Origin of the sequence: Pseudomonas sp. Bout1, assembly GCF_034314165.1 — a bacterium.
Taxonomy (GTDB): domain Bacteria; phylum Pseudomonadota; class Gammaproteobacteria; order Pseudomonadales; family Pseudomonadaceae; genus Aquipseudomonas.
The window spans coordinates 5077504-5100912 of record NZ_JAVIWK010000001.1 but is presented as its reverse complement, the minus strand read 5'-3'; the positions used below and the strand labels follow the sequence as shown (position 1 = coordinate 5100912).

General features: G+C 60.6%; 17 protein-coding genes and 4 tRNA genes. 7 read left to right on the top strand and 14 right to left on the bottom strand.

Annotation, left to right across the window (positions count from 1 at the left end):
- Nucleotides 1-78: 78 nt before the first annotated feature.
- Both RGV33_RS23460 and RGV33_RS23455 read left to right on the top strand, forming a co-directional pair.
- The gene (locus RGV33_RS23460) at nt 79-1953 is read left to right on the top strand and encodes an MFS transporter (RefSeq protein ID WP_322146366.1); all 1875 of its coding nucleotides are present in this window, start codon (nt 79-81) and stop codon (nt 1951-1953) included.
- A 176-nt stretch (nt 1954-2129) separates the two neighbouring features.
- Nucleotides 2130-3581 carry a M91 family zinc metallopeptidase gene (locus RGV33_RS23455; protein WP_322146364.1) on the top strand — a complete coding sequence of 484 codons (1452 nt, stop codon included), beginning with the start codon at nt 2130-2132 and terminating at the stop codon, nt 3579-3581.
- 90 nt (nt 3582-3671) lie between these two features.
- On the opposite strand, the gene sugE is transcribed toward RGV33_RS23455, so the two are convergent.
- From sugE to rdgC, 3 genes are all read right to left on the bottom strand, one after another.
- Nucleotides 3672-3986, bottom strand: coding sequence for a quaternary ammonium compound efflux SMR transporter SugE (gene sugE / locus RGV33_RS23450; protein ID WP_010166396.1), 315 nt, complete (start codon nt 3984-3986; stop codon nt 3672-3674).
- Between the two features lie 107 nt (nt 3987-4093).
- Nucleotides 4094-5059, bottom strand: a complete 966-nt coding sequence (locus tag RGV33_RS23445; protein WP_322146361.1) for a bile acid:sodium symporter family protein — start codon at nt 5057-5059, stop codon at nt 4094-4096.
- A gap of 157 nt (nt 5060-5216) precedes the next feature.
- Nucleotides 5217-6137 (bottom strand): recombination-associated protein RdgC, encoded by a 921-nt coding sequence (gene rdgC / locus RGV33_RS23440; RefSeq protein WP_322146359.1) that lies wholly within the window; start codon nt 6135-6137, stop codon nt 5217-5219.
- 161 nt (nt 6138-6298) lie between these two features.
- Here rdgC and RGV33_RS23435 point away from each other — a divergent pair.
- Together RGV33_RS23435 and RGV33_RS23430 are read left to right on the top strand one after the other, a co-directional pair.
- Nucleotides 6299-6374, top strand: a tRNA-Val gene (locus tag RGV33_RS23435).
- A gap of 20 nt (nt 6375-6394) precedes the next feature.
- Nucleotides 6395-6471 (top strand) — tRNA-Asp (locus RGV33_RS23430).
- Between the two features lie 142 nt (nt 6472-6613).
- Here RGV33_RS23430 and RGV33_RS23425 read toward each other — a convergent pair.
- From RGV33_RS23425 to RGV33_RS23415, 3 genes are all read right to left on the bottom strand, one after another.
- Nucleotides 6614-9022: a TonB-dependent siderophore receptor gene (locus RGV33_RS23425; RefSeq protein WP_322146357.1), complete on the bottom strand. Its 2409-nt coding sequence runs from the start codon at nt 9020-9022 to the stop codon at nt 6614-6616.
- Between the two features lie 77 nt (nt 9023-9099).
- Complete coding sequence (locus tag RGV33_RS23420) at nt 9100-10080, bottom strand: FecR family protein (protein WP_322146355.1); 981 nt, start codon at nt 10078-10080, stop codon at nt 9100-9102.
- A 7-nt stretch (nt 10081-10087) separates the two neighbouring features.
- Nucleotides 10088-10606 (bottom strand): sigma-70 family RNA polymerase sigma factor, encoded by a 519-nt coding sequence (locus RGV33_RS23415; RefSeq protein ID WP_322146353.1) that lies wholly within the window; start codon nt 10604-10606, stop codon nt 10088-10090.
- 202 nt (nt 10607-10808) lie between these two features.
- On the opposite strand from RGV33_RS23415, the gene RGV33_RS23410 reads away from it, so the two are divergent.
- A tRNA-Val gene (locus tag RGV33_RS23410) sits at nt 10809-10884 on the top strand.
- Nucleotides 10885-10904: 20 nt separating this feature from the next.
- Nucleotides 10905-10981 (top strand) — tRNA-Asp (locus tag RGV33_RS23405).
- Between the two features lie 84 nt (nt 10982-11065).
- On the opposite strand, the gene RGV33_RS23400 is transcribed toward RGV33_RS23405, so the two are convergent.
- Nucleotides 11066-11836: an APH(3')-II family aminoglycoside O-phosphotransferase gene (locus RGV33_RS23400; RefSeq protein ID WP_322146352.1), complete on the bottom strand. Its 771-nt coding sequence runs from the start codon at nt 11834-11836 to the stop codon at nt 11066-11068.
- Entirely contained in the window at nt 11811-13349 is a 1539-nt protein-coding gene (locus tag RGV33_RS23395) for an MFS transporter (protein WP_322146351.1), read from the bottom strand. Before RGV33_RS23395 ends, RGV33_RS23400 begins: the two co-directional genes overlap by 26 nt.
- A 104-nt stretch (nt 13350-13453) precedes the next feature.
- Between RGV33_RS23395 and RGV33_RS23390 the strand changes: the two genes are divergently transcribed.
- A complete protein-coding gene (locus RGV33_RS23390) occupies nt 13454-14377 on the top strand; it encodes a LysR family transcriptional regulator (RefSeq protein ID WP_322146349.1) in 924 nt (307 codons plus the stop codon).
- Here the strand turns inward: RGV33_RS23390 and RGV33_RS23385 are convergent.
- The 6 genes from RGV33_RS23385 to kdpF all read right to left on the bottom strand — a co-directional run bounded on the left by RGV33_RS23385 (nt 14337) and on the right by kdpF (nt 22439).
- Nucleotides 14337-15029, bottom strand: a complete 693-nt coding sequence (locus RGV33_RS23385; RefSeq protein WP_322146348.1) for a response regulator — start codon at nt 15027-15029, stop codon at nt 14337-14339. The genes RGV33_RS23390 and RGV33_RS23385 overlap by 41 nt on opposite strands.
- Nucleotides 15026-17677, bottom strand: coding sequence for a sensor histidine kinase KdpD (locus RGV33_RS23380; protein WP_322146347.1), 2652 nt, complete (start codon nt 17675-17677; stop codon nt 15026-15028). Before RGV33_RS23380 ends, RGV33_RS23385 begins: the two co-directional genes overlap by 4 nt.
- Before the next feature lie 96 nt (nt 17678-17773).
- A complete protein-coding gene (gene kdpB / locus RGV33_RS23375) occupies nt 17774-19846 on the bottom strand; it encodes a potassium-transporting ATPase subunit KdpB (protein ID WP_322146346.1) in 2073 nt (690 codons plus the stop codon).
- An 11-nt stretch (nt 19847-19857) separates the two neighbouring features.
- The gene (kdpC, locus tag RGV33_RS23370) at nt 19858-20517 is read right to left on the bottom strand and encodes a K(+)-transporting ATPase subunit C (RefSeq protein ID WP_322146345.1); all 660 of its coding nucleotides are present in this window, start codon (nt 20515-20517) and stop codon (nt 19858-19860) included.
- A gap of 10 nt (nt 20518-20527) precedes the next feature.
- Complete coding sequence (kdpA, locus tag RGV33_RS23365; protein WP_322146344.1) at nt 20528-22234, bottom strand: potassium-transporting ATPase subunit KdpA; 1707 nt, start codon at nt 22232-22234, stop codon at nt 20528-20530.
- Between the two features lie 106 nt (nt 22235-22340).
- Nucleotides 22341-22439, bottom strand: a complete 99-nt coding sequence (kdpF, locus tag RGV33_RS23360; RefSeq protein WP_322146343.1) for a K(+)-transporting ATPase subunit F — start codon at nt 22437-22439, stop codon at nt 22341-22343.
- Nucleotides 22440-23409: the final 970 nt, after the last annotated feature.

Sequence of the window (23409 nt, the reverse complement as noted above, 5' to 3'; positions counted from 1 at the left end):
ATTAGGTAAAGTCGTGGCCTGACTTTCTATAACAGCCTAAAGGCGATAACAGTCGCAGGCCACGCAGGAACACGGACGATGAGCCACCCCTCGCAATTTACTTTGCTGCGCAAACGGCGTTTCCTGCCGTTCTTCATTACCCAGTCCCTTGGGGCGTTCAACGACAATATCTTCAAGCAGTCGTTGATCCTGGCGATTCTCTACAAACTGACCATCGAGGGCGACCGTTCGATCTGGGTCAACCTCTGCGCCTTGCTGTTCATCCTGCCGTTCTTCCTGTTCTCGGCGCTGGCCGGGCAATTTGGCGAGAAATTCAACAAGGATGCGCTGATCCGGGTGATCAAGATCGGCGAGATCGTGATCATGTCGGTGGGCGCCATCGGTTTCATGTTCAACCACCTGGAGTTGATGCTGCTGGCACTGTTTGCCATGGGCACGCACTCGGCCCTGTTCGGGCCGGTGAAGTACTCGATCATGCCCCAGGCGTTGCACGAAGATGAGCTGGTGGGCGGCAACGGCCTGGTGGAAATGGGCACGTTCCTCGCCATCCTGGCCGGCACCATCGGCGCCGGGATCATGATGTCTTCCACCCATTACGCACCGGTGGTCTCGACGGCCATCGTCGGCATCGCGGTGCTGGGTTACCTGGCCAGCCGCAGCATTCCGCGTGCGGCGGCTTCCAGCCCGGAGATGCGCCTGGACTGGAACATCTTCAGCCAGTCCTGGGCCACCCTCAAGCTGGGCCTGGGGCAGACGCCGGCGGTGTCGCGCTCGATCGTCGGCAACTCGTGGTTCTGGTTTGTCGGCGCGATCTACCTGACGCAAATCCCGGCCTACGCCAAGGAGTGGATGTACGGCGATGAGACCGTGGTCACGCTGATCCTCACGGTGTTTTCGGTCGGCATCGCGCTGGGTTCGATGCTCTGCGAGAAGCTCTCCGGGCGCAAAGTCGAGATCGGCCTGGTGCCGTTCGGCTCGTTTGGCTTGACCGTGTTCGGCCTGCTGTTGTGGTGGCATTCCGGCGGGTTCCCGCAGAACGTCCAGGCCAATGACTGGATCGCGGTGCTGCGCTACGGCAAGGCATGGTGGGTATTGTTCGATATCCTTGGCCTGGGCGTATTCGGCGGCTTCTATATCGTGCCGCTGTATGCGCTGATCCAGTCGCGCACCGCCGAAAACGAGCGGGCGCGGGTGATCGCGGCCAACAACATCCTCAACGCGTTGTTCATGGTGGTCTCGGCGATCGTCTCGATCGTGCTGTTGAGTGTGGCCAAGCTGTCGATTCCCGAGCTGTTCCTGGTGGTGTCGTTGCTGAACATCGCGGTCAACACCTACATCTTCAAGATCGTGCCCGAGTTCACCATGCGTTTCATGATCTGGCTGCTCGGCCATTCCATGTACCGCGTCGAGCATAAAAACCTCGACCTGATCCCGGATGAAGGCGCGGCGTTGCTGGTGTGCAACCACGTGTCGTTTGTCGATGCGCTGTTGATTGCCGGTTCGGTGCGTCGGCCGATTCGCTTTGTCATGTACTACAAGATCTACAAGTTGCCGGTGTTGAACTTTATCTTCCGTACGGCCGGGGCGGTTCCGATTGCCGGGCGGCACGAGGACATCCAGATCTACGAAAAGGCGTTCCAGCGGATTGCCCACTACCTGAAAGACGGCGAGCTGGTGTGCATCTTCCCGGAAGGCAAATTAACCTCCGATGGCGAGATGAACGAGTTCCGGAGCGGCGTGACGCGGGTTCTTGAAGAGACGCCAGTGCCGGTGATTCCGATGGCGTTGCAGGGGTTGTGGGGGAGTTTCTTCAGTCGCGATCCGAACAAGGGTTTCTTTCACCGGATCTGGTCGCGGGTGACCCTGGTGGCCGGCGCGCCGGTGGCCGTGGAGGCAGCGACGCCTCAGGCGCTACATGGTTTGGTTGGCACGTTGAGAGGCGAGCTCAAGTAGTCAAGTTCTGGTGCTCGGGACCTTTTGCCCTGAAGGGCCTGAGCAGAGACTGATCTTGATGTGGGAAAACGCTTGCAGTTTGTTGTTTCGGGTAAAAAATCACTCATCCTGCGGAACCATGTCGTTCTAATTGCCACGCAGTCATCGTAGTTATCTAACGCTAAGGATGATTTTCGATGAACATGCAAGTGAGTACTAACCCTCCTGCTTCACAACCGCCTTTACAAACTCTTTCTACAGCACCCTCCGATAAGTTACAGGGTAAACAGGGGGAGCCTTCTGCGCCGATAAAGATCACCCCGAATATGCCGTTCAATGAAGGTGGGGTTGAGATAGATTTAAGTGTTCGCGGCGGCCGGGGGTTTTATGCCCCGCCAAAAGACCAGGCGTTAACGATTAAAACCGGTGACAGCGCGGACAAAGTTCATATTAAAAAATCGGCTGATGGAGGATTGACCGCCGAGGTTAATGGCAAGACCTACGACATTCCTTTCGATACCAAGAGTAAAGGTCAGCAGCGTCTTGAGATTCACACGAGCGGAGGTGATGACAACATATCTATTGCCCCTGACGTCAATATGCTTACAACCATTTATGCCGGAGAAGGTAATGACACGATCAAGGCTGGTGGTGGCTGGACCCTGGCCTTTGGAGGCAAGGGGAACGACTCCATTACATTGGGGGCGGGTATAGGGTATGCCGAGGGCAACGACGGGAATGACTCTATTACTGCTGGTACAGGCTACAGCGTAATGTACGGAGGTAATGGTAACGATAAATTACGTGGTGGCGGCGGTGGCAGTTACATGGATGGTGGTTCTGGTGATGATCAGCTGCATGGAGGCAGTGGTCGTAACGTCCTTGGTGGAGGGAAGGGCAACGACATATTGAATGGTGGCAGCGGCCAGAATGCGATCTATACCGGCAGTGGGCAGGATGCTGTAAATTCCACATCTGACAAGGATGTTGTTTATGGAAAGAAAGATGACAGTATCAAGCGCTCTAAGGGGTCGAAGTTTGTGGAGGTTGTACCCAGCGAGAGTGGTAGCAAAGCTTTTAATGTGAAAGGGACGGAAGAGTTTAAGCAGCATTTTGAAGATGACTTGGAATTTTTACGTGGTTCGCCGGTAGGTAAAAAAATGCTTGAGGCATTGGATAAAACAGCCACTCCAATTAGTGTCGAGGAGAAAGGTCCTGGTACGAATAGTGCCTACGTTCTTGGCAAAAATTTTGCAGAAATAAGACCTGCGCCAGACGCAGAACATGGCTACATAGTTAATGGCAAGCCAGGTAAGCCTGCCGATGAGGCAACAATTGGCTACAATCGTACATTTGTAGAAGGTGATGAAAAGCGACCACCTGTGATTCCGTTGTTTCATGAAATGGGGCATGCGTACAACGGGGTTACTGGAACCAACTTGCCGGGCGATACGTTGGTCGAGGCCAGCGGTCGGAGGGAGGAGAACAGGGAACTGCAGGTTGTAGGTTTACCCACCAATGCCGAGGCTTTTGATTTCGACAATGATCCGTCAACACCACCTACTGCCATGAACCCAACAGAGTTTACCGAGAACGGCCTTCACGCAGAAATGGGTAGTAATAAACGTGAAGTTTATAATCGCGGATAACGGCATATGGCGAAAATAAACAGTTTTGCATGAGTTGAGCGACGGGTGGGCTATGAGCTCCACCCTGTCACTGCTTGCTATGAAAGGTATTCAGGCGCTGATCTTCAGCCCAATCAGCCCGCAAATGATCAACGCCACACTGGCCAGTCGAAACAGCGCCATGGACTCTCCGAACAGGATAATCCCGGCAATCACTGTGCCCACTGCACCGACACCGGTCCAGATGGCGTAGGCGGTACCCAGTGGCAGTTCCTTCATGGCCAGCCCCAGCAACCCGAGGCTGATGGCCATGGCGGCAATCGTCAGGGCCGTGGGCAGTGGCTTGCTGAAACCATCGGTGTACTTCAGTCCGACGGCCCAGCCAACTTCAAACAGTCCGGCAAAAAACAGAATGATCCAGGACATGATGACCTTCCTTTATAGAAGTGGGGTCGTCCCCGGATTAAGCGCTTGGTCGCGTCGCAGGGTCGTCCCCGCGTAGCCCGCTAGAGTGCCGAATATTGATCAGGCGATCAAGTTTCGGACTTGCCCGCCAACAATTCGCGGTCTTCCTTTTCGCTCATCCGCCGGAAGTACGTGGCCAGGAGTGCCCCGGAAATATTGTGCCAGACGCTGAACAGCGCGCTGGGCACTGCGGCCAGCGGCGAGAAGTGTGCACTCGCCAGAGCGGCGCCCAACCCGGAGTTCTGCATGCCCACTTCCAGCGCCAGGGATTTACGTTGCGCCAACGGCAGCCCGAACACACGGCCGGTGAAGTAACCCAGCAGGAAGCCAAAGGTGTTATGCAGGATCACCACCGCCATGATCAGCAGGCCCGACTCGGCGATCTTCGCCTGGCTGGCCGCCACCACAGCGGCGACGATCGCCACGATGCTGACCACCGACACCAGCGGCAACACCTCCACCGCATGCCGTACCCGGGCACCCAGCACGCGCTGCGCCACCACGCCAAGCACGATCGGCAGCAGCACCACTTGCAGGATCGACCAGAACAACTCCATGAACGACACCGGCAACCAGGCCGAGGCCAGCAGCCAGATGAGCGCGGGTGTCAGCAGCGGGGCGAGGAGGGTGGTGACGGCGGCGATTGCCACCGACAGGGCCAGGTCGCCACGGGCCAGCCAGGTCATGACATTGGAGGACGTGCCACTCGGGCAGCAGCCGACGAGGATCACGCCGACGGCAATTTCCGGCGGTAGGTGAAAGACCTGGCACAGCAGCCAGGCCACGCCGGGCATGATCACGAAATGCGCGACCACACCCAATGCCACGCGCCACGGGTGGCGCGCGACTTCAGCGAAATCTTCAAGTTTGAGGGTCAGCCCCATGCCGAACATCACCAGGCCCAACAGCGGCACGATGGCGCCTTTGAGGCCGATAAACCAGGCGGGTTGCAGGAACGCAACCACGGCAAAAATCAGCACCCAGTAAGCGAAGGTGTTGCCGACGAAACGGCTCAAGGCGGCGAGTGCGCGCATGGGGTTGGTCCTTGTTATTAGAATGCTGGAAGTGCTTACCCGGTCAACTGTGGGAGCTGGCTTGCCTGCGATAGCATCACCCGGGTGTAACTGATAAACCGAGGTGCCCGCATCGCAGGCAAGCCAGCTCCCACATTGACTGTGCCCACTTAAGGCTTTAGATACCTTGTGGGGTCTCTTCGCCACCCAGGGCTTCCACCAGCGCCGGCAGGAAGTCGCCAAACGTCAGCATCATCAGGGTAAAGCTGGCGTCCTGTTGGCCCAGCGCTTCTTCACCGCCGTCCTGTTCAGCCTGGTCCTGCAGCAGGTCTTCGAACTTCAGGCGCTTGACGGTCATTTTGTCGTCCAGCATGAAGGACAGTTTGTCCTGCCAGGCCAGGGACAATTGGGTCACGACTTTGCCGGTTGTCAGGTGCAGCTGGATTTCTTCGCCGGTCAGGTCCTGGCGCTTGCAACGCACGATGCCGCCGTCTTCGTGGGTGTCGCGCAGTTCGCATTCGTCGAGGACGAAGAAGTCATCGGCCGGTTTCTGGGTGGTGACCCAGTCGGTCATGATGGCGGTCGGCGCGGTTTTCACGGTCAGCGGACGTACCGGCAGGGTACCGATCACTTCACGCAGGGTGGACAGCAGGTCTTCGGCGCGTTTCGGGCTGGCCGAGTTCACCAGGATCAGGCCTTGTTTTGGCGCGATGGCGGCGAAGGTCGACGAGCGACGGATAAACGCACGCGGCAGGAAGGCCTGGATGATTTCATCCTTGATCTGGTCGCGTTCCTTTTTGTAGACCTTGCGCATTTGCTCGGCTTCGATCTCTTCGACCTTTTCCTTTACTGCGTCACGCACCACGCTACCCGGCAGGATGCGTTCTTCCTTGCGCGCCGCGATCAGCAGGAAGTCACCGCTGACGTGCACCAGGGGCGCGTCTTCGCCTTTGCCGAAAGGGGCGACGAAACCGTAAGTGGTCAACTCCTGGCTTGCACAAGGGCGCGCCAGTTTGGTGGCCAGTGCAGTTTCCAACGCCTCGGCATCAACAGGCAGATCTTGGGTCAGGCGATAGATAAGCAGGTTTTTGAACCACATGGGGTGAGTCTCTCCTTATATACAAAGGGGGGCATTATTCTCCTCATGGCGCCATAGGCCAACCCTCGCTAAGCCATTGGAAGGCCTGAAAAAAATTATTTAAGAAAGTGCTTGCCAGACTATGGGTCGCTCCGTAGAATGCGCGCCACACCGAAAGTGAAGGGTGATTAGCTCAGCTGGGAGAGCGTCTGCCTTACAAGCAGAATGTCGGCGGTTCGATCCCGTCATCACCCACCATTCGCTTTTTAGTGTTACGCGCAGCGGTAGTTCAGTCGGTTAGAATACCGGCCTGTCACGCCGGGGGTCGCGGGTTCGAGTCCCGTCCGCTGCGCCATATTCGGTTACCTGGAACGCTGAACGCCAGGTACCACAGGAAGCCCGCTCATTGAGCGGGCTTTTTGCTGTCTGGGGTTTGTTAAAGCCGCCGGTCTGAAAAACGCCCCCGATCATGTGCAGTGATCGGGGGCGTTTTGCATTCAGAAGTCCCAGCGGGTGCTGAACATTACGTTGCGGGGGTCACCGTAGTACGACGAGTTGTAAAAGCCGATGTTGGTGTAATACGACTTGTCGAATACGTTGTTCACGTTGACGGTCGCCGACACGCTGTCGGTGATCTGGTAACGGGCCATCAGGTCCACCAGCCAATAGGGGTCCTGGGCGAACTTTTCCTGGGCGCCGTCTTTGGCCCAGTTGGTCAGCACCTGCCAACCTTGACCCTGCCAACGCGCGCCGCCGCCGAGGGTGAGTTTGTCGAGGCTGCCGGTCAGCTTGTAACGGGTATAGAGATTGACCTGATCTTGCGGCTCCCAGGTCGACACCTTCTTGCCGCTTTCATCACGGGCGATCTTGTGGGTATAACCAGCCTGCAACTGCCAGCCGGGCGCCAGTTCGCCGGATATTTCTGCCTCGTAACCCTTGGTTTTCGAGGTGATCGGCTTGTAGGCGAAGTCGCGGTCGGGGTTGGTTGGGTTGGCGTTGTAGGCGGTGTCCTCCTCTGGGCGGTTTTCTTCGTGAACCTCGAAGTAAGCGATGCTGGAGTTCAAGCGCCCTTCCAAGAATTCACCCTTGAGCCCCACTTCATAGTTTTTGCCTTCATCCGGCTCCAGCAGTTTGTTGTTGCGGTCGCGGTTGAACGACTGCGGCAGGAAGATCTCCGTGTAGCTGGCGTAGGCCGACACGTTGTCGTTGAGGTCGTACACCAGGCCTGCATAAGGCAAAACCTTGCCACTTTTTTTCGTATCGCTGGTGCCAGTGACCTGGAAGTCTGCAACGCGCGTGCCCAGCAGCAGTGAAAGATCGTCCGTAAGGCTGAAGCGAGCGGTCATGTAGCTGCCGGTCTGGCGGGTGATTTCATCGTTTTTGTTGGTGACTTCCCCCCAGTCCGGCTTCGGGATATCGCCGTTCCAGTTGTAATAGTCAAAATTGTTGTTGGGCAGGCTGGCGCTGGTGTAGTCCTTGCCTTTCCAGTGAGAGCGGGAGACCGAGGTACCGACCACCAACTGGTGCTCGCGGCCAAACAGGTCGAAGGGGCCGGAGGTATAAAGGTCGGCGCTGTCGCTGACGGTTTCCCCGGTGTATTTTCGCGCCAGCACTGAGGGCAAGCCGGGGCTTACAAAACCCAGGGGCGCGTTGTAGCCGTTGATTTGATGGTTGTACTGGCCTTTGGCGACCCAGCCATTTTCAAAACTGTGTTCAAGGGTGGCGAAGGCGGTGCGGGTGTACTGCTCCCAACTGCTCCACCGGGGCCCGTTGTTGAACGAGCGCTTGGAGCCGATGCGGTTGCCGGCTTCGTCATACAGCGAGGCGCTGCCAGTCCAGCTTGAACCCTTTGGGTCATTGTCCTGATAGTCCGCGCCCACGGTCAGCAGTGTGTCGGGTGACAGGTCCGCCTCCAGGATGCCGTAATAGACGCTGGTGTTGCGCTGGTAATGGTCCATGAACGAGTGTTTGTCTTGATAGGCCGCTACAGCTCGGCCGCGAATATTCCCGGTCTCGGTCAAGGGGCCGCTAACGTCGACTTCCGATCGGTAGTTGTCCCAGGAGCCAGCGCCAAGGTCGATATGGCCCTTGAATTCCTGGGTGGGTTTCTTGCGGATCATATTGATAGTGCCACCAGGGCCACCCGCACCCGTGAGCAGGCCGGTGGCGCCCTTGAGGATTTCTACCCGGTCATAGATCACCATGTCGGTGAGGGTATGGCCCGAGGAGTACTGCGGGTCTTGCAGGATAGGAATGCCGTCGTACTGGAAGTTGCGAATCGCGAAGCCTCGTGAGTAATAGCTGGTGCGGTCGCTGTCGTAGGTCGCCACCGTGATGCCCGGGGTATGGCGCATCACATCGTCGATGGAGTTGAGGCCAAAGTCATCCATGGCCTGGCGTGTGACCACCGAGATCGACTGCGGCGTCTCCCGAGGGGTTAGCACCAGGCGGGTAGCCGTGGCGATGGTGCCGGGGGTGTAGGAGCCGGAGCCTTCGGTGATGGTGCCGAGCTGGTTGGCGCTGATTTGTGTTGCGCCCAGCTCCACAGCGCCGGTGGGCGTCGGGTTGGCTTCCAGGGCGTAGACCTGATCCCCTTTGACTACCCGATAACCACTGCCACGCAGCAGCCTCTCAAACCCGGCCTCTACGCTATAAGTGCCCTTGAGCCCCGGGCCCGCCAGCCCCTCCAGGTTGTGGGACTGGAAAACGATGGCCACGCCTGCTTGCTGGGCAAACCGGTTGAGTGTGGCGCCCAGCGGTCCGGCTGGTATGTCATAGGCGTGTGCCACGACGTTTACCGTGTCGGCCTGGGCCAGGTGGATGTCCAGCAGCGTCGTTGCGAGCAGCGTGAGGGTCAGTGGCGCGCAGCTCAACAGGCGCCGACGTGGGTGAGAGGGGAGGGGCATGGTGAGGGCAGTCCTTTGATTATCGATATACCTTCCTTGACGGGTAGCCCGGAAAAAAGCGGAAGCAATGCGAATAATTATTTTTTGCTGTCAGTCTCCGGGCTGACGATCATCAGCCATGGGGTGAATCTTTTCAGGCTGATCGGCAGGGTATGAGCCAGCATCTGCAAGGTGCGGTCAGTGTCGTCCAGAGGCAGTACCGCCGAGACCTTGAGCTTGGCCAGCGCGGTGCGATCAAACTGCAAGCGGCCCGAACGGTGGCGGGCGATCTCATCCAGCACTTCTGGCAACGGCCGGTTATCCACCACCAGTTGATGGCGATGCCAGGCTTCATTGACGCTCGCCGGGTCGATGCTGCCAGACAAGCGCACCGCGTCCGCGCTGACCCGCGCCTGTGAGCCGGCGTCCACTTCCAGCGTCTGCCGGCCGTTCGCGCTTTTTGCAGCAACGCGGGATTCGAGCATGCTCAACACGGTGACATCACCCTCACGCTTCACCACAAACCGCGTGCCCAGTGCGCGCAGGGTGCCCTGTGCGGTCTGTACCACAAACGGTCGCTCGCCATCGTGGGCCACTTCCACCAGGATCTCGCCTTGCAGCAGTTCAATGCGCCGCTGCCGGCTATCGAAATGCAGATTCGCCGCGCTGATACCGTTCAACGTCAGTGTGGAACCGTCTGCCAGGCGCAGGGTTTTCCATTCGCCGGGGCCGTTGTGTACATCGGCCATCCACTGTTGTGGGTAAGGGCTGTAGAGTAGCGCCGTAGCGGGAAGGGCCAGGGTGCAGGCCAGTACCAACGCCCTGAGATGGTTTTTGCGAGCTTTGCCATTCCGTGCAAACGCCGCACTCAAGGCTGCCCGCGCCGGTGCTTTTTGCCCGCGCAGGGCGAGCATCCGTGCGACCACGCCCTCCATTCGCGCCGCTGAAGCAGCATGTAGCGGGCCTTGTTGCTTCCAGCGTTCGAACGCCTGGCGCTGGGCTTCGGTCAATTGCCCCTCGTGCAGGCGAATCATCCATTCGGCGGCTTGTTCGTCGATCTGTTGGCGGGAGTCAGGCATGTGCAGTTCAGATGTCTACGCTGTGGCTGCAATGCAGCAGGGCCTGGATCAAATACTTGCGCACTGTACGTTCAGACAGTTTCAGTTGGCGGGCAATTTGTTGCTGGGTCAGGTCTTCGAGGTAATACAGCACAAACGCCTGGCGCACGTTGTCATGCAGGCCTTCAAGAATGAAAGTGATGTGCTCAAGGGCCTCCAGAGTCGTGTGGATCTGTTCCGGCGACTGAAAACCTTCCAGGGTTTGCACCGTCAGCATCAATTCCTGAAGGTAAGCGTGTTCAATCTGCTTGCGCCGTGCCTGGTCGATAATCAACCGCCGGGCGGTGGTGCTTAAATAGGCCCGGGGCTCGCGAATGCCGGTCACTGACTCGCGTGCGTGCAGAATTCGCGCGAAGGTATCCTGCGCCACGTCGGCGGCGTTATGGGTACAGCCCAGTTTTCGGCGCAACCAAGTGAACAGCCAGCCGTGGTGCTCGCTGTACAGCTCGGTAATCTCCCGTTGGAACGGCGGTTCACCCACAGACATAAGGCCCGGCCCAGGTGTTATTGAGAATAATTGTTAATTGTGGGGCCAAGGCTTGGGCAAACGCAATAGACTCTCGTTTGCGCCCGAAAATCCCGGTTTTGCGGGGTGCGCCGAGTGGAAAGCAAAATATTTTAAATAAATTGCATTTAAATCATGACATTACGAAAAATTGCTATAGAATGCGGCCCACACCGAAAGTGAAGGGTGATTAGCTCAGCTGGGAGAGCGTCTGCCTTACAAGCAGAATGTCGGCGGTTCGATCCCGTCATCACCCACCATTCGCTTTTTAGTGTTACGCGCAGCGGTAGTTCAGTCGGTTAGAATACCGGCCTGTCACGCCGGGGGTCGCGGGTTCGAGTCCCGTCCGCTGCGCCATATTCGGTTACCTGGAACGCTGAACGCCAGGTACCACAGGAAGCCCGCTCATTGAGCGGGCTTTTTGCTGTCTGGGGTTTGGGTTTAGAAAAACTCGTCCAGCAAGCAGTAGAACGCGATGCGCTGCTCATCGGCTTCGACGCCGTACTGCTCGAAGAACGGTGCCACCCAGGCCGGTCCGAGATTGCGCTCGATGCTGCGGGCCGCGAGTGCAAGGTCCTGATAACAGTCACTGACGCCCAGGCCACCACAGTCGATGAAACCACTGAAGTGATCGCCCTCAGCCATGAAGTTTGGCAGGCAGGCATCGCCGTGGGTCACGACCAGGTCATGGGCGGCGGGGCGCGTCGACAGCAGTTCGGCGAATACATCCGTGGCGGTTCGGCCCAGGCGTTCATCGTCGAAGTCGGTCTCGTCAACCAGACCTGCGTTCACGCGATTACCGGCGGCCGCAATACGGTGTTCCAGTGAGCGGTCGAACGGGCACTGTGCAATTGGCACCTGGTGCAGGCTGCGCAGTGCGCTCGCCACCAGGTGGATGACCTGCGGCGCAGACAAGTCGCTGGCGCTGGCCAGATCCTGCCCCGGGACGGCGCTCATCAGCAGCCAGTGGCGATGGTTTTCCGCGAGCACATCCAGCACGGCAGGCCCAGGCAAGTTCGATTGCTGGAGCCAGCGCAGCCGCTTGATCTCGTCGGGCAATTCGGCGAGTGGGCCGATGGGCTCGGATTTCAGGAACAGGTCCCCACCGTTGCCGCAGCGCAGGCGGAAGACGTCGGCTCCCGACTCGCCGATGGTCTGTGGCTCGATGAGTGCGTTGGGGAATTGGTCACGCCATTTTTTTGGAATAGTCATGCGCGCATTCTTCCATTTTCTTCGTATTGCTTCCATCCAGCGCATCCTGGCGCCGTAAAAACACCAAGACCACCAAGGCCGTGACCGCCGTGAAACCGGCCAGTAGTTGTAGCAATGTGTTGAACCCGGCCGTGTAGGCCGCGCGCAATTCCGCCAGCGGAATCGTCGTGCCGGCCTGCAGGACATTGCCCATCACCAGCGCTTGTGCAATCACTGAAACATCCCCGGTTGCGCTGCCCGGCAAGTGGTGTGCAACCAATGCGCCCAACACCGCCATGGTGATCGCCAACGCCACGCCTTCACTGGCAACGCGCGTCGTATTGAAAATCCCCGCGGCCATTCCCGCGCGTTCTTTCGGTACCACGCTGATCGCCAATCCATCCATCAAACCCCACGGCAACCCCGTGCCTATCCCGATGACCAGCATCGCGGCAACGGTGTGCGCAGGCCGGTCGGCCAGGCTTAACCCCCACAGGCCCACCGCCGCTATCAGTAAGCCAATCGCACACAGCACGCCCGCCGACGCCCAGCGTGTCAGCGAAGCCGCAATCATCGGCACCATCAGCATCGGCGCCGACAGTGCCAGCATCATCAGGCCTGCATCCAGCGCACTGGCACCTTCCACGCCGATAAACCGCAGGGGCAGCAACACGATCAGCACGATGTAGCAGTAACAGGTGCCGATCGGCAGGAGTTGCACGCCGATAAAACGCGGGAAGCGAAACAGTCGTAGCTCCAGCATCGGCTGGCTTGAGCGGTTTTCCACGAAAATAAATATCAGCAAAAACACCGCCGCCGCAGCCAGAAGAGCATCAACCAGCGGCGACGCCCAGCCGTGCTCCGGGGCGAGGATCACCGCCGTGGTCAGGGCCACCAGCATCGCCGAAAACGTCAGCACGCCGGCGGTGTCCAACCGCAGCGCCTGCGGGTCGCGGCTTTCACGCATTTTGGGCGCGGCAAACAATAACGAAATACCGGCCAATAGCGCGGTGCCGAGGAAAATCGCCCGCCAGCCCCAGTGCTCAATCAGTAACCCCGACAGCAATGGCCCAAACGCCAGGCCTGCACCAAATGTGGTGCCCAGCAGGCTGAAGGCGCGGGTGCGGGCGTGGCCATCGAATTCCTGGGCCAGCGCTGCGCAGCCACTGGCCAACGCTGTGGCCGCCGCGACGCCCTGCACGCCACGCAACACATCCAGCCAGAAAATCCCCGGTGCCACTGCCAGCAGCACGGAGACCACGGTAAACAGCGCCATGCCCCACAGGAACAAGCGCTTTCTCCCATACAGGTCGGCGAGCGTGCCGGCCGCCATCAACAGGCTGCCGAAACTCAGCATGAACGCATTGGTGATCCACGCCAGTTGGCTTGGCTGGGCGGCAAACGCCTGGCCGATATAGGGCGTGGCGACGGCGCCGCCGGTAAAGCTCATGGGCAATACCAGGGCCGCCAGGCAAATGGCGGCGAGGATGGAGTATCGGCCATGGGCGGGCACGGATTTATGTGTGGTGTTCATGGGGCATTCCCGCAGGTCTGAAGATTTAAAGACTCTAATCAGGATGCAATCTTGGATAAACGGGCTTACATTCCGTTCATAACGGACTTGATGGATGCAATGACGTGACGGACAACCTGAGCGGTGTGATCGCCTTCGTAAAAACGGCAGAGGCCCTGAGCTTCACCGGCGCTGCGCGGGCGATGGGGATTTCCGCCTCGGCGGTGGGCAAGAATGTCGCCAGGCTTGAAGCGTCGCTGAATGTGCGGCTGTTGCACCGCAGCACGCGCAAGGTCAGCCTCACCGCCGAAGGCCAACTGTTCTACGAGCGCTGTCGGAAAATTCTCGACGACCTGCAAGACGCCCGCGCCATGCTTTCGCATGCGATGCAAGCGCCCCGGGGCAAGCTGCGGGTCAGCCTGCCCACCATCGGCTATCGGTTCCTCTTTCCCCACATGATGGCGTTCCGCAAAGCCTACCCCGAGATCGAGCTGGAGCTGGATTTCAATGACCATCTGGTGGACGTGATCGAAGAGGGCTTCGACGTGGTCATCCGCAGCGGCGGCCTGGCGGATTCGACCTTGATGGCGCGCAAGCTGGGGCCGTTCCGGTTTGTGCTGTGCGCATCGCCCCAGTACCTGCGGGATAATGGTCGGCCAGAATCGCTGGGTGATCTGGAGCATCACCCGTGTTTGCGTTATCGCTTCGCCACCACCGGAAAAATCATGGACTGGACCTTAACCGCCAACCCGGCCATCACCCAATTGCGCCTGCCTACCGCGCTGACCTTGAACAATATGGAAGCCATGCTCCGGGCCGCGATGGACGGCCATGGCATTGCCTACGTGCCGGACTTCCTGGCCCGCGAAGCCCTTGCCCAAGGCCAACTGGAAACCCTGCTCGACGACCACACCGATGACCAGGGCCAGTTTTGGGCACTGTGGCCTTCCAGCCGTCATCTTTCACCGAAGATCCGCGTATTTGTCGACTTCGCCGCGGCGCATCTGTTTACAGCCCCACCAACCGGTAGCCCACCTGCAACTCGGTAATGAAGTACTGCGGCTGGGCCGGGTCTGCCTCCAGCTTCTGCCGCAGGTGCGCCATATGCACCCGCAAATAATGAGCGCGGTCTACGTAATCCAGGCCCCACACTTCGAGCAATAACTGGCGATGGGTGAGCACCCGGCTCTGCCCGCGAATCATCGCGCACAGCAGGCGATATTCGATGGGCGTCAGGTGCACCGGCAGGCCCAGGCGCCACACTTCATGGGTGGCCAGGTCCACTTCAATCTCGCCAAACGCCACCTTGCTGGTGGCCGCCACCGTGCCGGCTTGCCCATGGCGGCGCAGTTGGGCCCGGATGCGCGCCAGCAACTCGGGCACGCCAAAAGGTTTGGTCAGGTAGTCATCGGCGCCGGCATCCAGGGCGGCGACTTTTTCCTCTTCGCGGTCCCGCGCCGACAACACCAAAATCGGCACCGCCAGCCAGCCCCGCAGCTCGCTGATCAACTGTTTGCCGTCACCGTCCGGCAGGCCCAGGTCGACGATCACCAGGTCCGGCTGGCGGCTGGAGGCGTGGATCAACGCGCGCTTGACGCTGTCGGCCTCGAACACCTGGAAGCCCTCATCCTGCAGGGCGATGCCGACAAAGCGGCGGATATTGGCCTCGTCTTCAACAATCAGAATGCGTGCAGTGCTCATAGGGCGTCCATAGAGGGCGGGGTGCCCGCCGGTAAAGTGATGACAAAATGCATGCCGCGCTCGCGGCCGGGTTTGGCTTCGATGCGCCCGCCGTGGGCTTCCACGATGCGCTTGGCCAGGGCCAGCCCCAGGCCGATCCCGGCCACCGAGGACTCCTGCTGGCCACGGGCAAACGGTTCGAACAGATTGGCCGGCGCGCTGCCGGGGCCGGTGTCGCTGACTTCCAGCAGGATGGTGTCCGAAACGGAATGGGCGGCCACGGTAATGACAGTGCCGGGCGGGGTGTACTTGGCAGCGTTGTCCAGCAGGTTGACCAGCACCCGTTCGATCAATAGCGCGTCGACTTCCACCAGCGGCAATTGCGGGTCCAGCGTGGTGTGCACGACATGCCGGGCCAGTGGTTCACGCAGTTGGCGCAGGGCGCTGCCGACGATTTCTTCCAGCAAGTGCCACTGCCGGTTGAGCCGCACGCCGCGCTCTTGCAGGCGGGCCATGTCCAGCAGGTTTTCGATCAGGCGCTGCATTGACGTCGCCTGCTCATGAATGCCGTGCAGCAAGTCCGTTAGCGGCCCGGGCGGCGCATGGGGCAGGGCGGTGTCGGCGGCGCCGATCAGCGTAGTCAGAGGTGTGCGCAAGTCGTGGGAAATCGCCGCGAGCAAGGTGTTGCGCATCTTCTCGCCTTCCATCTGCACCAGGGTGCTTTGCGCCACTTCGACGAAGTGCACGCGCTCCAGGGCGATGGCCAACTGGCTCATGCAGGCCTCCAGCAGGCGGCGTTCTTCGGGCTCATTGAGGCGTTCGCTTTGCGCCAGTTCCAGCACCAGCACGCCGCGCACGCGCATCGGCGCTTTCAGCGGCAGGTAGCAACCTTTGGCGGCAGACAACGTGTCGGTACCCTGGCCGGCAGACTGGCCGTGGTCGTAGGTCCATTGGGCGATGCTGTCGTCGATCGGCAGCCCGCCCGCGCCCACGCTGTGCACGCCGTCGGCGGCGTCCGGCAAGGCCAGGCCGACCCGTGCTTCGAACACGCCGCTGAAGGTACGCAATGCCACTTCGCTGATCTGCTCCACGGTCAGCGCCGCCGACAGGTCGCGGGCCAGGCGTGCCAGGGAGGTGGCGCGGCGCTCACGGGCGGCGGCAGTGCGCGCTTCGTGACGCAGGCGGGCGGTGAGTTGCCCGGTGATCAGGGCGATGCCGAGCATCAGCGCGAAGGTGAAGAAATACTGCGTGTCGTTGACGGTAAATGAGTAGCGCGGCTGTACGAAAAAGAAGTCGAAACACAGCACCGCCAGCATCGCCGCCCACACGCCGGGGCCGCGTCCAAAGCGCAGGGCCACCAGCACCACCGTGAGCAGGAACAGCATCACCACGTTGGCCAGGTCGAACACCTGAAGCAGCAGCGCGGCGATGGCGCTGGCGGTGAAGCAGGCGAGGGTGGCCCAGAGGTAGGCCAGGGTTCTGCCGGGTGCCAGCGTCGGCTTTTCAATGGCAGCAACCGTGCCCGGCAGCACGCCATGGGCGATCACGATCTGGTCGATCTGCGGATGGTGTCGGCTGATCCGGTCGCCCACCGACTGATGCCAGAACCGCCACGCCCGGCGCGGATGATGGCCGAGTACCAGGCGATTGGCGTTGTGTTCCCGGGCGCAGGCAGCCAGTGCTTCGGCGACGTCCATGCCCGGCAACGTTGCAGTGTCGGCGCCAAACTCGCTGGCCAGGGCCAGGGTTTTCATCGCCGTAAGATAACGCCTGGCGCCGCGACCCTGGGCGGACGCGACGTGCACCACGATCCAGTCCGCCTCGAGCTTTTGCGCCAGGCGCGCCGCTTCGCGCACCAGGCGCTCATCACCGGCGTCACCGGCTACACCTACCAGCAACCGTTCGCGGGCGGGCCACAGGGTCTTGATCGACTGTTCGCGGCGGTACACACGCATCTGCGTGTCGACCCGGTCGGCGGTGCGCCGCAGGGCCAGTTCGCGCAGGGCCAATAAATTGCCCTTGCGGAAAAAGTGCCGCGACGCGTGTTCCGCCTGCGGGCCGAGGTACACCTTGCCGTCCTTCAAGCGCTGCAGCAGATCATCTGGTGGCAGATCGACCACCACCACTTCGTGGGCGTTGTCGAACACATGGTCAGGTACGGTTTCCCGCACCCGAATGCCAATGATCCCACTCACCAGATCGTTAAGGCTTTCCAGGTGCTGGACGTTGAGGGTGGTCCACACATCGATGCCGGCGCTGAGTAGTTCTTCCACGTCTTGCCAGCGTTTCGGGTGGCGCGAGCCGGGCACGTTGCTGTGGGCCAGTTCATCCACCAGCAGCACGGCGGGATGGCGGAGCAGGGCGGCGTCGAGGTCGAATTCGGTGAGGGTGAAATCGTGATGCAGGCGTTGGGCGCGGGGCAATTGTTCGAGGCCGTTGAGCAGATCGGCAGTTTCCTGGCGGCCATGGGTTTCCACCACACCGGCGAGTACGTCGCGGCCCAGGCTGACTTCCCGTTGCGCTGCGCCGAGCATCGCGCAGGTCTTGCCCACCCCGGCGTTGGAGCCGAAGTAGATACGCAATTTGCCGCGCAAGGCGGCCTGTTCTTCCTGCTGAACCCGGGCGAGCAGGGCATCGGGGTCGGGGCGTTCTTCGTTTAATGCGGGCATGTCATTCCTGGTAAATGCGGTTCAATTGTGGGAGCTGGCTTGCTGGGGTGAGCGGGCTCACCCCAGCAAGCCAGCTCCCACATTGGGTTGTCGGTGCTACACCAGGCCCAGCCCGGTCAGCACCATGTCAATCAGCTTGATCCCGGCAAACGGCACCAGCACCCCGCCCAGGCCGTAGATCAGCAAGTTGCGATTGAGCAACGCCGCCGCACCAATCGCCCGATAGGTCACGCCGCGTAGCGCCAGCGGAATCAACGCCACAATGATCAACGCGTTGAAAATCACCGCGCTGAGAATCGCCGAGTTGGGGCTGGTCAGGTGCATCACGTTCAACGCGCCGAGCTGCGGATAGGTCGCGACAAATGCCGCCGGGATGATCGCGAAATACTTCGCCACGTCATTCGCCACGCTGAAGGTGGTGAGCGCACCGCGAGTCATCAGCATTTGTTTGCCGACCTCGACCACTTCGATCAGCTTGGTCGGGTTGCTGTCGAGGTCGACCATGTTGCCGGCCTCTTTCGCTGCCTGGGTGCCGCTGTTCATTGCCACGGCCACGTCGGCCTGGGCCAGAGCGGGTGCGTCGTTAGTGCCGTCGCCGGTCATGGCCACGAGCTTGCCCTGGGCCTGGTAGTCGCGGATCAGTTGCAGCTTGTCTTCCGGGCGGGCCTCGGCGAGGAAGTCATCCACGCCGGCTTCTACCGCAATCGCGGCGGCGGTCAGGCGGTTGTCGCCGGTGATCATCACGGTCTTGATGCCCATGCGCCGCAGTTCGGCAAAACGCTCCTTGATGCCGCCCTTGACCACGTCCTTGAGCTCGACTACACCCAGTGCTTTTGCCCCGTCCGAGACCACCAGCGGGGTGCTGCCGCGCCGCGACACTTCATCGACCTTGGCCTGCAACGCCGCCGGAAAACTCCCACCCAACGCTTCGATATGGCTGCGGATGGCATCCGCGGCGCCCTTGCGAATGCCCCGGCCCTCGGGCAGGTCGACGCCGCTCATGCGAGTCTGCGCGGTGAAGTGCACAAAGCTTGCGCCCAGGGCGTTGATGTCCCGCGCGCGAAGGTCGAACTTCTGTTTGGCCAGCACCACAATGCTGCGCCCTTCGGGCGTTTCATCGGCCAGCGATGCCAGCTGCGCAGCGTCGGCCAGCTCGGCTTCCTTGATGCCCGGCGCGGGCAGGAAACTGCTGGCCTGGCGATTGCCCAGGGTGATGGTGCCGGTCTTGTCCAGCAGCAACACGTCGATGTCACCCGCCGCCTCCACTGCGCGGCCGGAGGTGGCGATCACATTGGCCGACATCATCCGGCTCATGCCCGCCACGCCGATGGCCGAGAGCAGGCCGCCGATGGTGGTGGGGATCAGGCACACCAGCAGCGCCACCAGCACCGTGGCGCTGACCACGCTGCCGCTGCCGCTCATGGCCACGGCGAAGATCGAGTACGGGCTCAGCGTGGCGATCACCAGCAGGAACAACAGGGTCAGGCCCACCAGCAAAATCGTCAGGGCGACTTCGTTAGGGGTCTTCTGGCGCTTGGCGGATTCGACCATCGAGATCATGCGGTCGAGGAACGACTCACCGGGGTTGACGCTGATGCGCACCACCAGCCAGTCCGAGAGCACGCGCGTGCCGCCGGTGACCGAGGAAAAGTCGCCGCCGGCTTCGCGAATAACCGGCGCCGATTCGCCGGTAATTGCGCTTTCATCCACCGAGGCCACGCCTTCGATCACCACGCCGTCCAGCGGCACCAGGTCGCCGGCCTCAATCAGTACCACATTGTCCTTGCGCAGCAGGCTGGCTTCCAGCGGCAGCCAGGCGCTGCCGTGCCGAGGCTGTTGCAACAGCTTGGCCAGGGTGGTGCGCTTCATGCCTCGCAGGCTCGCAGCCTGGGCGCGGCTGCGACCCTCGGCCAGGGCTTCGGCGAAGTTGGCGAACAGCACGGTGAACCACAGCCACAAGCTGATGCTGAGGATAAACCCGCTGGGGGCTTCACCCTTGCCGCCGAGGGACTGGAACCACAGCAGTGTGGTGAGGATGCTGCCCAGGTACACCACGAACATCACCGGGTTTTTCCACTGCGCCTGGGGCAGCAGTTTCTTGAACGCATCCGCGCAGGCGGTAAGCACGATGGTGCGATCAAACAGAGGTAAACGAGCATTCTTGATCATGGGGGAATCTCTTACTCACTGGCCGCAATAGGGGACTGACGCAGGGGCAGGCGGGCGTCCAGCGCAAGGTTGAGTTGCAGCACATTGACTCGCGGTTCGCCGAGCAAACCGAAGGTGCGGGCAGCGGTGTTTTCGTTCACCAGTTGCAGCACGTCGGCTTCCGGGATCTGCCGCAGGCGGGCAACCCGGGCCAGTTGGATGCGCGCGTTGGCCACCGAGATATGCGGGTCCAGGCCGGAGGCGGAAGCGGTGACAGCGTCCACCGGCACCTGGGCGTCGGCGGCGAGGCCGTTGTCCTGGCGATACGCTTTAACCCGGGTTGCGACCTGGTCCAGCAGTTTCTGGCTGGTGGGCCCCAGGTTGCTGGCGCCGCTTGCGCCTGCGTTGTAGGGCTGCGAGATGCTTTTGCTCGGGTCTTGCGGGTCGGCGCCGAGGGTCATGCTCGGGCGGCCGTGGAAATACCCGGGCTGGGTGAAATCCTGGCCGATCAATGCCGAACCGATCACCCGCCCGTCGCGTTCAATCAGCGAACCCTGGGCCTGAAACGGGAACAGCAACTGCGCGGCGAAGGTGGTAAAGATCGGGTAGGCGAGGCCGGTCAGCGCCATGAAAAACACCGCCGAAACCAGCACCGGGCGCAACAGCCCTTTGAATATCGATTGAGTCGTCATCAACGTGTCCTTAGTTGTACGTCTGGCCGGACAGCAACTGCAGTTGCTCCACCAGCGGGCCGAGCGCAAGCGCCGGCAGGAAAGTCAGGCCACCCACCACCAACACCACGAACACCACCAGCACCATGAACAGCGGGGTTGCGGTGGGGATGGTGCCGGCGCCGGCAGGCACGGTCTTTTTCATCGCCAGGGAACCGGCTACGGCGAGCATCGGCAGCATGGTGAAGAAGCGCCCGACCAACATCGCAAGGCCAATGGTGGTGTTGAAAAACGGCGTGTTGGCGTTCAGCCCGGCGAACGCCGAACCGTTGTTGGCGGTGCCCGAGGTGTAGGCGTACAGCACCTCGCTGAAGCCGTGGGGGCCGAGGTTATTCAGGCTGGCCATGGTGTCGGGCCACAGGGCGGCGAGGGCGGTGAAACCGAGGATGCTGATGGGATGCGCGAGCACCGAGAGCATCACCAGTTTCATCTCCCGGGCCTCGATTTTCTTGCCGAGGAACTCCGGGCTGCGGCCGATCATCATGCCCACCAGAAACACCGTCAGCAGCGCGTACTGGATCAGGTTGATAAAGCCCACGCCGTCGCCGCCGAACACACAGTTGAGCATCATCTGCGCCAGGGGCACGAAGCCGCCCATGGGGGTCAACGAGTCGTGCATCGCATTGACCGAACCGGTAGTGGCCGCGGTGGTAGTGGCGATAAACAGGCTGCTGTCGGCAATCCCGAAACGCAGCTCCTTGCCTTCCATATTGCCGCCGCTTTGCTCGATGGACAGCGCCTGGTTGGCACCGGCCTGGGTCAGCAGCGGGTTGCCGTTTTGCTCGGCGCCATACACCAGCGCGAGGAAACCGATGAACATCACCAGGAAGGTGCCGAAAAACACCCAGCCCTGACGGCGTTGCAGCAGCATGCTGCCGAAGGTGTAGGTCAGCGCAGACGGGATCAGCAACATGCTGAGGATGTGCAGGGCATTGGTCAGCGGTGTGGGGTTTTCGAACGGGTGCGCGGCGTTCATGCTGAAGAAACCGCCGCCATTGGTGCCGATATGCTTGATCGATTCAAAGCTCGCCACGGCGCCGACAATCAACTGTTGCTGCGCGCCTTCAAGCGTTGTCGCCAGGGCTTGCGAGGCGAAGGTCTGCGGCATGCCTTGCCACACGTAAACCAGGGCCATGCCCACGCACAGCGGCAGCATCACGCGGTACAGAGTGCGGGTGAAGTCGACCCAGAAATTACCGATATCCGCCGAGCTCGAGCGGCTCAAACCACGGATAAAACCGGCAGCCGCGACCACGCCCGAGGTGGCACCGACAAACATCAGGAAGGTGATCACCGCCATCTGGCTGAAGTTCGACAGGCTGGTCTCGCCCGAGTACGCCTGCCAGTTGGTGTTGGTAATAAAGGAGGCGGCGGTGTTGAACGCCAGGTCGGGGGTTTGCGCGGCGAGCCCCAGCGGGTTGATCGGCATGACGGCCTGCAATCGCAGGATGAGGTAGCCGAGCAGCATCATTGCCGCGTTGGATAGCAGCAGGGCTGAACCGTAGCGGGCCCAGCCCATGGGTTCCTGCGGGTCGATGCCCAGCAGGCGATAGGTATAGCGTTCTGGCAGGGCGTGGTGGGGTCCGGTAAACACCCGGGTCAGCCACTTGCCCATCAGCACGGCGAGCCCGGTCATCAACCCCAGGACCAGCGCAAATTCCAGCAAAGTGCTTAGCATGTCGAGGCTCCGTTCAAATCTTGCCCATGGCGACAATGGCCATGGCTGTCGCGGCGAAAAACACCAGGGAGAGGCCGATAAAAATTACGTCGTACATGGCGGCTCCCTAGAATTTTTCGGCGCGAATGAGGGCGTAGCCCAGATAAGCGAACAGCCCGACGGCGCATAAGCCGCTGGCGATATAGATGAAGTTGAGTGTGAGCACGGTGGAACTCCCCTGATTGATAAGCCGCGATTGCGGACGCGGGGAGGTTAAGAGGTTGGGCATCAAGTTCGGGCACTGATTGCGGGCGTGGGTATTGAGACGGTGTATAGATAGTTTTGTGGTGGGCGAACGAAAACAAGGGATAGCCCGGGGGTGGGGTATCCCTTGAAAGTCTGGGGTTCTGCTGCTTTTGATGATCAGCTTATTTGGCTTTCTTTTTCTTTGATTCGCGGGTGGCGAGTTGTTCGAAGCAAAAGGCGGCGGCGCCGAACAGGGCGATCATTGAGAGGACGATCATGCCTAAAGTTGAACTTTCCACGATGATTTCCTACGGGGGTTATTGGGTAGGTGTTCACGGTAGTGGAGGGGGGATTGGTTGCTCAATAGAGACGACGTAAACGTTATGGCTTGGGGGGGATCTATACGGGTTCTTTACGTGGCTGGGGGGTGTATATCCGTTTTTTAGGTAACGGCTGATATGGGTTCCGCTCTTACAGCGGGTCACTTTTGAAAAGCGCAAAAGTAACCAAAACGCTCTGCCCCGCCTGTCGGCACCTCGCTGTGGCTCGGCGTTCCCTCACTCCGGAATTGCTCCGCGGGCCGCCGCGACGGCCCGTCCCTGGCCCGTCGCGGCTAAACCGGCGTCCTGCCGGTTTACCCGCTCCTCAATCCCTGCGTTCGGCCTCGGGCTGAATGGGGCAGTCAGATCAAGATCAAGAGCAAGATCAAGTGCACGGCGGCCTGAAAGCCGACCTGAGTGTTAAAAGCCAGATCAAAATCTGTAGGAGCTGGCTTGCCGGCGATGCAGGCGACTCGGTTTTTCAGATGCGCCGAGGTGATGCCATCGCAGGCAAGCCAGCTCCTACATTGGAACCGTGCCTGCTTTAGCTTTTGATCTGGCTTTTAACACTCAAGCCGGCCTGTAGGCCGCTGTGCTGTTGATCTGCTTGTGATCTTGATCTTAGGCGCC